Origin of the sequence: Streptomyces sp. NPDC059003, from assembly GCF_042740445.1 — a bacterium.
Lineage (GTDB): Bacteria > Actinomycetota > Actinomycetes > Streptomycetales > Streptomycetaceae > Streptomyces.
In genome coordinates this window covers 39,943-50,971 of the sequence record NZ_JBHYJH010000060.1, presented here as the reverse complement: position 1 = coordinate 50,971, position 11,029 = coordinate 39,943, and the positions used below count along the sequence as shown (strand labels likewise).

Annotated in this window: 10 protein-coding genes; 3 read left to right on the top strand and 7 right to left on the bottom strand. The window is 73.8% G+C overall.

The genetic code is table 11. From position 1 onward, the window contains the following. The 4 genes from ACFWZ5_RS21745 to ACFWZ5_RS21730 form a co-directional block, all read right to left on the bottom strand. On the bottom strand, positions 1-712 hold a 712-nt coding region (locus ACFWZ5_RS21745), incomplete at its 3' end, for a methylenetetrahydrofolate reductase (protein ID WP_384891090.1). Between the two features lie 49 nt (positions 713-761). Next, a complete protein-coding gene (locus ACFWZ5_RS21740) occupies positions 762-1,745 on the bottom strand; it encodes a carbohydrate kinase family protein (RefSeq protein WP_384800630.1) in 984 nt (327 codons plus the stop codon). Positions 1,746-1,851: 106 nt separating this feature from the next. Further along, positions 1,852-2,895, bottom strand: a complete 1,044-nt coding sequence (locus ACFWZ5_RS21735; protein WP_384800633.1) for a 3-oxoacyl-[acyl-carrier-protein] synthase III C-terminal domain-containing protein — start codon at positions 2,893-2,895, stop codon at positions 1,852-1,854. A 141-nt stretch (positions 2,896-3,036) separates the two neighbouring features. Then, the gene (locus ACFWZ5_RS21730; protein WP_384800636.1) at positions 3,037-4,533 is read right to left on the bottom strand and encodes an FAD-dependent monooxygenase; all 1,497 of its coding nucleotides are present in this window, start codon (positions 4,531-4,533) and stop codon (positions 3,037-3,039) included. Between the two features lie 210 nt (positions 4,534-4,743). Between ACFWZ5_RS21730 and ACFWZ5_RS21725 the strand changes: the two genes are divergently transcribed. Beyond that, positions 4,744-5,517: a sigma-70 family RNA polymerase sigma factor gene (locus tag ACFWZ5_RS21725; protein WP_384800639.1), complete on the top strand. Its 774-nt coding sequence runs from the start codon at positions 4,744-4,746 to the stop codon at positions 5,515-5,517. Between the two features lie 44 nt (positions 5,518-5,561). Here the strand turns inward: ACFWZ5_RS21725 and ACFWZ5_RS21720 are convergent, their stop codons facing one another. Further along, positions 5,562-7,100 carry a methyltransferase domain-containing protein gene (locus ACFWZ5_RS21720; RefSeq protein ID WP_384800642.1) on the bottom strand — a complete coding sequence of 513 codons (1,539 nt, stop codon included), beginning with the start codon at positions 7,098-7,100 and terminating at the stop codon, positions 5,562-5,564. Positions 7,101-7,342: 242 nt separating this feature from the next. Between ACFWZ5_RS21720 and ACFWZ5_RS21715 the strand changes: the two genes are divergently transcribed. Next, complete coding sequence (locus ACFWZ5_RS21715; RefSeq protein ID WP_384800645.1) at positions 7,343-8,518, top strand: cytochrome P450; 1,176 nt, start codon at positions 7,343-7,345, stop codon at positions 8,516-8,518. Between the two features lie 19 nt (positions 8,519-8,537). Then, positions 8,538-9,350 carry an LLM class F420-dependent oxidoreductase gene (locus tag ACFWZ5_RS21710; protein ID WP_384800648.1) on the top strand — a complete coding sequence of 271 codons (813 nt, stop codon included), beginning with the start codon at positions 8,538-8,540 and terminating at the stop codon, positions 9,348-9,350. A 107-nt stretch (positions 9,351-9,457) separates the two neighbouring features. Here ACFWZ5_RS21710 and ACFWZ5_RS21705 read toward each other — a convergent pair whose 3' ends face one another. Next, the gene (locus ACFWZ5_RS21705) at positions 9,458-10,258 is read right to left on the bottom strand and encodes a glucose 1-dehydrogenase (RefSeq protein ID WP_384805440.1); all 801 of its coding nucleotides are present in this window, start codon (positions 10,256-10,258) and stop codon (positions 9,458-9,460) included. 71 nt (positions 10,259-10,329) lie between these two features. After that, the gene (locus ACFWZ5_RS21700; RefSeq protein ID WP_384805438.1) at positions 10,330-10,959 is read right to left on the bottom strand and encodes an LUD domain-containing protein; all 630 of its coding nucleotides are present in this window, start codon (positions 10,957-10,959) and stop codon (positions 10,330-10,332) included. Between the last annotated feature and the right edge of the window lie 70 nt (positions 10,960-11,029).

Sequence of the window (11,029 nt, the reverse complement as noted above, 5' to 3'; positions counted from 1 at the left end):
TGCGATGACCGGCCCCGGCATCCTCGCGTGCCGCGTACAGGCGGTCGGCGAGATCGGCGGGGAAGGTGGCGTCGGACAGTTCGGCGAAGCGGGCGATCTGCCGGTGCCCGGTGGCGGGCATGATCTCCGGGATGATCGGGATGTCGCAGCCGGCCGCCGCGACCCGGTCGCGCAGCCGCAGGTAGTCCTCCACCCGGAAGAACATCTGCGTGATCGCGTAGTCGGCGCCGGCGCGGCACTTGGCGACGAAGTGGCCGATGTCCTCCTCCCAGGTGCGCGAGCGCGGATGCCGCTCGGGAAAGGCGGCGACCCCGATCCGGAAGTCCCCCAGCGAGCGGACCAGTTCGACCAGCTCACAGGCGTACCGAAAGCCCTGCGGGTGCGGCGTCCAGGGGCCCTTCGGGTCGCCCGGCGGATCCCCGCGCAGCACCAGGACGTCCCGGATGCCCGCGTCCGCGTACTGGCCGATGATGTGGCGCAGCTCGGCCACCGAGTGGCCGACCGCGGTCAGATGGGCCACCGGGCGCAGCGTCGTCTCGGCGGCGATCCGCCGGGTGACGGCGACCGTCCGGTCCCGTGAGGAGCCGCCCGCGCCGTAGGTGACGGACACGAAGTCGGGCCGCAGCGGCTCGATGCGCCGGATCGCCCGCCACAGGCTGTGCTCGCCCTTGGCGGTCTTGGGCGGGAAGAACTCGAAGGAGAACGTCGTCACCGGCAGCCTCCCCCACACGGAGCGCTGCCCCGGCCGTGCGGCGCGCGGTTCATGCCGCCCCCGCGAGCCGCGGCTCGATGACCCCGGCCGCCCGGGGGCCGTAGGCCTGCTGGATGCGGGGGACCAGCTCCGCGGCGAGGAGCTTGTACTCCTGGGTGCCGACCGACTCCAGCGCGGTGACGGCCAGCGCGCAGCCGAGCTGGGCGGCCTGCTCGGGCGGCCACTGCCAGGCATGCCCGGCCAGGAAACCGGCACGGAAGGCATCCCCGGCGCCCGTGGGGTCGGCGACGGCGCCGGCCGGCACCGCCGGCACGGCCAGGCGGGGCGCCTCGCGGGTGGCCAGTACCACCCCGTTGGCGCCCAGGGTGGTGATCCAGGTGCCCACCCGCTGCAGGATGTCCCGCTCGCGCCAGCCCGTGCGCTCTTGCAGGAGCGCGGCCTCGTAGGCGTTGGTGAACAGCCACCGCGCCCCGTCGACGAGGCAGCGGGCCTGCTCGCGCTCCAGGCGGGCCAGCTGCTGGGAGGGGTCGGCGGCCACGGGGATGCGAAGGCGGTGGGCGGTAGCGGTGTGCCGCACCATGGCCTCGGGGTCGTCGGCGCCGACCAGGACCAGATGGGGCCGGCCCGCGCGGGCGGTGAGGGCGGCGAGGTCGATGAGGGGGGCCTCGGCCATGGCGCCCGCATAGAAGGTGGCGATCTGGTTCTGGTCGGTGTCGGTGGTGCACACGAAGCGGGCGGTGTGCAGGCTCTGGCTGACGCGGACGCCGGAGGTGTCCACGCCGGCGGCCCGCAGCCAGCTGTCGTACTCGGCGAAGTCCAGGCCCGCCGCGCCGATCAGCAGCGGACGGTGGCCGAGGCGGCCGAGGCCGAAGGCGATGTTGGCCCCGACGCCGCCGCGGCGCACCTCGAGCCGGTCGGCGAGGAAGGACAGGGAGACGTGCTCCAGCTGCCCGGTGAGCAGCTGCTCGGCGAACCGCCCGGGAAACACCATCAGATGGTCGGTCGCGATCGATCCGGTCACGGCCAGATGCACGGGAGCACTCCTTGGGCCTCGAAACCAAACGTTCCTGCCGCAGTACGGCCGCCGCGCGCATCCCCGGCGCCCCCGCACCGCGGCCGTCACCGCCGGGGGCAGGACCTCACTGGACCTTGAGGACCGCGACGCTCATCTGGAATCCGATGCCCTCACCGATCAGGAGAATGACATCCCCGCTGCTGCAGCGGCCGGTGTCCATCAGGTGCGCCAGCCCGCTGAACTGGTCGCCCGGGCCGATGTGACCCGTCGTCATGTAGTGGTCCCAGGTGGTGCGGGAGCTGGGTATCTTCAGCATGTCGAGATACCGCTGCAGGAATTCCTTGCCCACGGCCGGAAGGATCGCGCAGGCCACGTCGTCCAGGGTGGCGTCGGCCAGACCGAGCGCGGCGTCGATGGTGGCGGTCAGGCCGGACTGCAGCCGGGCGTGGGCGTCCTCGGGGCTCATGCGGGTCTCGAAGAACGCCCGGGCGCGCGCGGTGATGTCGATGGGGGTCCGGTCGGAGGGCACGGGCGCGTGCAGGCCGCTGAGCACCGGATCGGTCAGGGACGCCGCGGACAGCAGCCGGGCGTAGCCGGCCTCGCGGCTGAGCACCACGGCGGCGGCCCCGTCGGAGAACACGAAGTTCGGGTTGGAGTCGAAGCGGTCCACATGGGGCTGGCGCCACAGGTCGGCGGCGACGACCAGCGCCGCGCGGTCGTCGGTGAGCAGCAGGCGCTGCCCGGCCAGGGCCAGGGAGTCGACCCCGGCGGCACAGGACGAGTTCGAGATCTGGGTGGCGAAGGCGCACGGCGTGCGCAGGGTCTCGGCGAGCCCCGCGGGAATGTTGTACAGGCTCGGGTGCTCGTAGGGGAACACGCTCACGAAGATCAGGTTGCGGATGTCGTCGGCCGGCACGGCCGCGCGGGAGATCGCCGACTGCGCGGCGGCGGCCGCGAGGCCGACGAGGGTGGCCGACTCGTCCGCGATGGTGATGGCACGGTATCCGGCGGTGTCGGCGTTCTCCTTGGGATACCGGCCCTCGAGCACCAAGTCCTCGACCGGTATGGCGGGCGGCAGTTCGGTGGCCGCGGCCGCGAGGTAGATGCTGCCGTCCTTGGTGAAGTCGGTGGCGCTGGGGGTCAGAGCCGGAAAGTCGGACTGGGCCATGAGGAGCCTTTCGTGTGGGCGCGTGGGCGGGGTGGGCGGACGGGCTGCGCCGGGGCGCCGCGGCGCCGGAACGCAAGCCCCGCCCGGGCGGGCCGTCTTGGCCAGTACTGAGCCGGTACTGAGCCGGTGCTGAGCCGGTGTTCAGCCGGCGGGCGGCGGGGGCGCGGTGGGGGCCAGGGACGCCACCCGCGGCGGGTCGGCCTCGTCGTAGTGCGGCCAGCGCCCGATCTCCCGGCAGTCGGGGCGCATCAGCAGCGCCCCGCCCGCCGCAAGGCCCAGCGCGTCGGCGCTGGCCGGGTCCAGGAGGTGGACGGCCAGGGGCACCGGCCCCACCTCCAGCGCCCCGTCCTTGGCCCAGCGCTGCCCCGCGGGCCCGGCGAGCAGGGTGAGCCCCTCGCCGGCCAGGTCCACGGTGGAGCGCGCCGGGGCCGGCGGCACAGCGCCGTCGGGCTCCGCGAGCCAGTGGTGGGCCAGGCGCCCGTTGAGGTCCCAGGGCAGGGTTTCGGCGGCGGTGGCGGGCGCGGTGGGCGGAGCGGCGGAGAAGTCCACGTTGTGGCTGCCGACGGGGCGGCGCTCGCGCTCGTAGGAGTCCAGCAGGCCCTCCGGCGCCCACCCCCGCAGCACCCAGGCCAGTTTCCAGCCGATGTCGAAGGCGTCCTGGACGGCGGTGTTCATGCCGGTGCCGCCCCGCGGCGTCATCCGGTGGGCCGCATCGCCGATCACGAAGCCGCGGCCCTGGCGGTAGCGCTCGGCGAGCATCGCGGCCAGCGCGAAGCTGCTGAACCGCTCGATCCGCGGCTGCAGCGCCTCGACGCCCGCGGCGCGGGCCAACAGATGGGCCAGCTCGTCCTCGCCGAGGTCGGCCAGCGCCGCCTGGCCCGGCGCGCGCCCCCGCGCGAAGCTCCACCGGTCCGCCTGGCCGCGGCGGCTGAGGAAACCGGCCGCGTCCGGCCGGGTGATCATGTAGACGGCCGGGGCGCGCTCCTTCTCCCCGATCACGGCCGCCAGCGGCGCCCGGAACTGGACCGACTCGTAGTCGCCCAGGTGGTCCAGGCCCTTCATGGCGATGCCGAGCTGCTCGCGCACCGTGCTGTACGGCCCGTCCGCCCCGATCACATAGCGCGCCTCGACGGTGCGGGCGCTCCCGGTGGACCGGTCGACGACGGTGGCGGCGACCCGCTCGTCGTCCTGGCGCAGCCCGGTCAGCTCGCACCCCAGCCGCACCGCCGCGCTCGGCAGCGTACGCAGATGGGCGAGCAGGACCGGCTCCAGGTCGTCCTGCGGCGCCCAGGCCGGCCGGGTCGGGCTGACCAGGGCCGCCTCGGCGCGGGTGGGGATGGCCATCGGCATCTCGCTGCCGGTGCCGGCGGCCAGCGACTCGGTGACGTAGGTGCAGGCCTCGACGTCACTGGCCTTGGCGCGTACCGCCGCCTCCAGGCCCCAGCCGCGCAGCAGCTCCATGGTCCGGGTGCTGATCAGCATGGCGCGCGACAGCGCGGACGCCTCGGCCCGCTTCTCGATGAGCAGGACGTCGATGCCGTAGCCGGCCAGGGTGATGCCGGCCACCATGCCGGCCGGACCGGCGCCCACGATCAGGACCTGGACCTGCTCCGGCGGCGATTGCTGAGTTGCCGTCATGGCGTTGGACGCTAAGGACCCGCGCTTGGCGGCCACTTGGCGCCGCCCCGCCGCCGAGCAGCCGCCCGCAGCAGCCCCGTGGCCGTCCCGGGGATGTCCCGGGGCTGTCCCGGGGGACGACTAGGGGCCGCCAAGGCACCGCCAAGGGGCGGGTGATCGTCTTGGGCCCGTGTCCCGCGACGGCGGTGCGGGGGAGGGGCTGGCACCACGATGACCACGAAGCCGGAGCCGGGATGCGACCGGCCCGATCCGAGCGTGCTCACCAGCGAGCGGCGGCTGATCAGTCTCGCCTGCCGGCTGCTGGGCTCCCTGGCCGACGCCGAGGACGCCGTGCAGGAGACCTACGCCCGCTGGTACGCGCTGCCCCGCAGCGACCGGGACGCCGTCACCTCCCCCGCGGCCTGGCTGACGACGGTCACCAGCCGCATCTGCCTGAACCTGCTCGGTTCCGCACGGGCCCGGCGCGTGACCTACGTGGGCGAGCGGCTGCCCGAGCCGCCGCCCGGCCGCCCCCAGTGGAGCGGACAGCAGGACCCGGCCGCCATGGACCCCGCCGACCACGTCACCCTCGAGGAATCGGTCAGCACGGCCTTCCTCATCGTGCTCGAGTCGATGACCCCGGCCGAACGCGTGGCCTTCGTCCTGCACGACGTCTTCCGCTACTCCTTCACCGAAGTGGCCCAGATCCTCGGCCGCACCCCGGCGGCCTGCCGCCAGCTGGCCACCTCCGCCCGCCGCCGCCTGCGCGCCGCCCGCCCCGCCCCGCCCGCCCCGCCCACCCCGTCCTCCGCGGCCTGCGCATCCCCCGTATCCCCCGTATCCCCTGGGTCCCCTGTGTCCCTGCTGCCCCGGCAACGGGCCGGCCTGGTCCGGGACTTCAGGCAGGCCTGGCGGGCCAGGGACATCGACGGCCTCATCGGCCTGCTCGACCCCGGCGCCACGGCAACCGGCTGCGCCGGCGCCCGCGTTGCCGCGGCGACCTGACCGTAACCCCGCGGGTGATCTGCGGGGGGCCTGCGGGCCGGTGCTCAGCCGACGCGCTCGGCGGTGATGAACACGAAGGTGCCGGGCCCCTCCTCCTGGCGCACCTGCAGACCGGCGTCGGCCAGCCACTGCTTGAGCGTGATCAGGTCGAACGGGCGCGGCCCGCCCGCGTGCTGCGAGGGGGTGTGCGAGGCGACGAAGTGACGGTAGAGCGGATCGTCGGAGTTGCGGTAGGTCATCAGCGTGAACGTGCCGCCGGGGCGCAGGCACCGCCCGATCTCGGCGATGGCCGCGGGCGCGTCGTCGTGGAAGGCCTGCAGGGCGTTCCAGCACAGCACCGCGCCCAGGCTCGCGTCGTTGAAGGGCAGCGAGGTGGCGCCGGACATCAGGGCCGGGACCCCGGTGAGCCGGGTGCGCAGCACCGAGAGCATCGGCCCGTTCAAATCGAGCGCGATGACCCGCTCGGCGCCCACGGTGTCCGCAAGCGTCCGCGTCCAGCGGCCCGCCCCGGCGGCCAGATCGAGGACGGGGCCGTCGACCGGCCGCACGTGCCGGGTGATGTAGGCGTCCTCGACGTCGTGGGTCACCGCGTCGTCCCAGTTGCTGCCGCAGATCCGCAGGAAGTTGGGGCGGGCCAGCGCCTCGTAGAACAGGGCAAGACCGGGCGTCTCGGCGAGCGTGAACTTGAAGTCGTCCACCTGGTCCTCGGCCGCGGACTTGGTCAGGTCCAGGATGCCGGACGCGATCAGGTACGTGGCCTCGCAGCCCGTGCACCGCGCCCGCTGCGGGCCGAAGGCGAACGCGCCCGCGCAGCCCGGGCAGCGCAGCGCCGCGCCATGGGCGGCGAAGGCACCGGGGGAGGTCTCGGGCGCGCGCGGGATCTGCTCGCCCGGCGTGAAGGCGGGCACGGCCGTAGCGGCGGGCGAGGCCCAGTTGCACACCGCCCAGTACGCCTTGATGCCCAGGCCGGCGAAGGCCGTGCGGGTGTCGTCCTGCCAGCCGCGCAGGATCTGCTCCGGCGCCATGCTCCCGAGCAGGTCCCGGTCGAAGTCCCCCTCCGCCCCGTAAAGGCGCCAGGCCAGCGGCGAGGGGAACACCCGGCCCAGGACCGGCCGTTGGGCATCCAGGTCGGCCAGCGCCCGCTCCAGGCGCGAGTGGTCCTCCTCGCCCAGGCCGGCGCGCCCGGCCGCGGCCAGGGTGCGCTCGCGGCCGGCGGGGAAGTGCGCCAGCAGGTAGCACAGCGCAAGGCACAGCGGGTCGCGTGCGTCCCGGCCGTCCACCAGGCCGGCATAGGTGTCCAGGTGCTCGCCGAGCACGGCCGTGACGGGGCCGTCGGCGGCCGGGTACTCGGCCTCGGCGAGCAGCCCGAACAGCACCGCCAGGTATCCCTTCCTGCGGTCGTCCAGGCCCGCGAAGCGGGCGGTGAGCGCCTGCACGGCCGGGTGGGCCAGGCCGGTCACCACGCCGTCCCGCCACAGCGCGCCGGCCAGCTCCTGGAAGGCCGCATCCAGACGGTCGTCGGGGGCGGTGGTGAAGGCGCCGATGAGGTGGTGCACCTTCGCCGGGACGGTGGACACGTTCATGTGCGGTCCTTTCGCGATGGGCCGGCTTCGCGGCTCAAGGGCGGCACGCAGGTGCACCGGACGCCGGTGTGTGCCGCGCTCACAGCGGCTGGTCTCACCGGTATGACAAGACACCTCCCCGGAATGTGAGGCCGGGGAGCCGGCCTCACATTCCGGCGGGCCGTCTTGTCATCACTGAGGAGACGTCACCGGCGCAGGGACCTTCGAACCAAACACCACGGTGGAGGCGATGGAGGGTGGCAGTGCAGTACAACCCCTACGACGAGCAGCTCAACGTCGACCCCTATCCGCTGTATGCGCGGCTGCGGGAGACCGCGCCCGTGCACCACAACCAGGACCTGGACATCTACGCGCTGTCGCGGCACGCGGACGTGGACGCCGCGCTGCGCGACCCGGCCGGCTTCTCCAGCGCCAACGGCCCCCTGCTGGACTCGGCGGTGTGGGGGCCCGACGCGCACAAGGTGATGTCGTTCAACGCCATGGACCCGCCCGATCACAGCAGGATGCGGGCCCTGGTGGCCAAGGTGTTCACCCCGGCCCGGCGCATCACCGGCCTGGAACCGCGCATCCGCGCCATCGTGCGCGCCCACCTCGAACCGGCCCTGCAGCGCGAGGCGTTCGACTTCGTCACCGATGTGGCGGCCACGGTCCCGATGGATGTGATCTCGGAGCTGATCGGGGTCCCGGCCGCCGACCGGGCCCAGGCCCGGCATCTGATCAACCTCGCCTTCCACCGCCCGCCGGGCGCCCGGGACCTCACCGAGGAGAACCTCAAGGCGATGGGCGCGCTGGCGCAGTACTACGTGCGCTGGGTCGACGAACGCCGCCGCACCCCGGGCAGCGACCTGCTCACCACGCTCGCCCACGCCTCGGTCGACGGCGCGCCCCTGACCGACCAGCAGATCATCGCCCTGCTCGGGCTGCTGGTCACGGCGGGCTACGAAACGGGCCTGCGGCTGCTGGGCAACGCCTGGTACTGGGCCTGGCGCCACCCCTCCCAGCGCGCCCGCGCCTTCGACGGGCAGATCACCCAGTGGGTCGAGGAGACCCTGCGCTACGACACGCCCGTGCAGTACCTGGTGCGCACGCTCACCCGGGAGCGGACCCTGCACGGCGTGCGCATGCCGGCCGGGGCGCGCGTCCTGCTGCTGATCGCGGCCGCCAACCACGACAGCCAGGTGTTCGCCGACGCCGAACGCTACGACCTGGGCCGCGACACCCAGCGCGCGATCAGCTTCGGCGGCGGCCCGCACTTCTGCCTGGGCGCCCCGCTGGCCCGCCTGGAGTCCCGGATCGTCCTGGAGGAACTGGCCGCCCGGATCAGCCACTACGACATCGACCCGGACCGCACCGTCCGCGTCTACACCACCAACATCCGTGGGTTCGCCTCGCTGCCCACCACCATCAAACTCCGCTGAGCGGTGAGGGGACGGGCCGATGCAGTTCGGCATATCGACGTTCGTGACCGATGAGGGCATCGCCCCCGACGCGCTCGGGGCGGCACTGGAAGAACGCGGGTTCGACTCGCTGTTCGTGACCGAGCACAGCCACATCCCGGCCAGCCGGGAGACCCCCTTCCCCGGCGGGGGCGAGCTGCCCCCGCCCTACTACCGCACCTTCGACCCGGTGGTCGCGCTCACCGCCGCCGCCGTGGCCACCTCGCGGATCCGCCTGGGCACCGGCATCGCGCTGATCCCGCAGCGCGACCCGATCCTGTTCGCCAAGGAGATGGCCTCCCTGGACCAGGTCAGCGGCGGCCGCACGGTCCTGGGCATCGGGGCCGGCTGGAACCGCGAGGAGATGCGCGACCACGGCACGAACCCGCGCACCCGGATGGCCCTGATGCGCGAGCGCGTGCTGGCCATGCGGGAGCTGTGGACCAAGGAACAGGCCGAATTCCACGGCAGATACGTGGACTTCCCCCCGGCCTACTCCTGGCCCAAGCCGCTGCACCCGATCCCGGTGCTGGTCGGCGGCTGGGGGCCGGGAACGTTTCAGAGGGTGGTGGAGTACGGCGACGGCTGGTTCCCCTACGCCGCCGACCCCAAGGCGCTTGCCGCCGCCATCACCGAGCTGCGCGAGCGCGCCGGGCGGCGGGTGCCGGTGGTGGTGCACGCGGCCGCGCCCGAGCCGCAGGCCGTCGCCGCCCTGACGCAGGCGGGCGTGGACGAGATCACCTTCAACCTGCCGGCCCGGCCGCGGGAGGAGACCCTGCGCCGCCTCGATGAGATGGCCCGCCTGCTGGGCTGAGCGAGCGCCCGGAGCCCCGGACGGGGGCGGGGCTCCGGGCGCGGGGCGGGGGTGGAGGAACGGACGCGGCGCCGCGGCCGGGGCGTGAACGCGGCGCCGCGGCCGGGTCAGGGAGCGCCGGCCGCAGGGCCGGCCGGGCTGTCGGCCGGGGGGCCGGCGTGCTGCATCAGGGCGCTCTCGCCGGCCGTCCAGCCGCCGTCCACGCTGATGTCCGCGCCCGTCACATACGCGGCCGCATCGGAGATGAGGAAGGACACCGCCTCGCCGATCTCCTGCGGCAGGCCGACCCGGCCCAGCGGGGCCAGCGGGAAGTTGCCCTCCCCGGGCCGCACGCCGTGGGCCTCGGTCATCGGGGTGTGCACCAGGCCGGGGTGGATGCAGTTCACCCGGATCCGGTAGCGGCCCAGCTCCACCGCGGCGGTCTTGGTGAGCCCGCGCGCCGCCCACTTGGACGCCCCGTACCCGGAGGTCATGGGGTGCCCGCTCAGGGCCGTGGCGGAGCCGATGGTGACGATCGAGCCGCCGCCGGCCGCCCGCATCGGCGCGATGACCGCCTTCAGGCCGAGGAACACCCCGGTCAGATTGACCTTCAGGACCCGTTCGAACTGCTCCGCGCTCTCGTTCTCGATCAGCGACCAGGAGTCGATCCCGGCGTTGTTGACCAGGCCGTCCACCCGGCCGTGACGCTCAAGCGTCGCCTCCACCACGGCCTGCCAGTCCTCCTGGCTGGTCACGTCGTGGCGCAGGAACACACTGCCGGTCTCGGCGGCGGCCTTCTCACCGGCCTCGCCGTCCCTGCCGGTGATCACCACCTGGGCCCCGCCCCGGACCAGGCAGGCGGCCATCGCCACGCCGAGCCCGCCGGAACCGCCCGTCACGATCACTGCCTTGCCCTGCAGACCCGACATGGTCGTCCCTCCTCGTGCTCGTGCTCGTGCCGATGCCGGCGGCGCGGCCGGCCCGGTGACCGGCCCCGGCGTCAGAAGCCGATCGCCTCGCGGATCAGCAGGACGGTGCCGCGCCCGGGCTGGGGCTCCTTGTTGAGGATGAGCACGCGGTTGAGGGAACTGGGCACCCCGTAGGCCTGCTGGGCGCGCTCGTTCTCCAGCGGCAGGCAGTGCTCCTCGGCGCGGCGCAGCGCCGCGCTCACGTCGGGCACCACCTTCTGCGCGCCGACGACCCAGATCACGTTCTGCGAGGCGCCCGCGTAGGCCGGCAGCTGGCTGCCGCTGGCCGAGGCGGCCACCAGGGCGCCGGTCTCGGTGACCGCGGCGACGCTGCCCACCATGACGTCGGGGCAGGACAGGCTCTGCCAGATCTCGGTCATCTGGGTCGCGCGGTCCAGGGTCAGCCCGCGGGCCTTGACGGACTCATACCGCCCGCTGCTGTTGATGTCCTCGTCGATGCCGGACAGGCGCAGGGTCTCGCTGGCCCCGGTGAACACCGCGGCGCCCTCGGGGATCAGCTCCCTGACGCGGGCCCGCGCGGCGGCGGCGTCATCGAGGATCTCGACGCCGAAGTTGTTCTCCTTCAGCGCGGCGGCCGCCCGCTCCAGCCGCTCCTCGGACGCCGGGTCGGTGAACGACGTCGTGGAAACCGTGTCAGTCATGGTGCCTCCAGGCTGGTCATACGTGATGAAGGTCGGTCTCATCAGTTACGACAACGCAGCCCGCCAAAGT

Excerpts from the sequence above, each read along its gene's own strand:
- ACFWZ5_RS21735 (WP_384800633.1), bottom strand. The coding sequence starts at position 2,895 with ATGGCCCAGTCCGACTTTCCGGCTCTGACCCCCAGCGCCACCGACTTC.
- ACFWZ5_RS21730 (WP_384800636.1), bottom strand. The coding sequence starts at position 4,533 with ATGACGGCAACTCAGCAATCGCCGCCGGAGCAGGTCCAGGTCCTGATC.
- ACFWZ5_RS21725 (WP_384800639.1), top strand. The coding sequence starts at position 4,744 with ATGACCACGAAGCCGGAGCCGGGATGCGACCGGCCCGATCCGAGCGTG.
- ACFWZ5_RS21720 (WP_384800642.1), bottom strand. The coding sequence starts at position 7,100 with ATGAACGTGTCCACCGTCCCGGCGAAGGTGCACCACCTCATCGGCGCC.
- ACFWZ5_RS21710 (WP_384800648.1), top strand. The coding sequence starts at position 8,538 with ATGCAGTTCGGCATATCGACGTTCGTGACCGATGAGGGCATCGCCCCC.
- ACFWZ5_RS21705 (WP_384805440.1), bottom strand. The coding sequence starts at position 10,258 with ATGTCGGGTCTGCAGGGCAAGGCAGTGATCGTGACGGGCGGTTCCGGC.
- ACFWZ5_RS21700 (WP_384805438.1), bottom strand. The coding sequence starts at position 10,959 with ATGACTGACACGGTTTCCACGACGTCGTTCACCGACCCGGCGTCCGAG.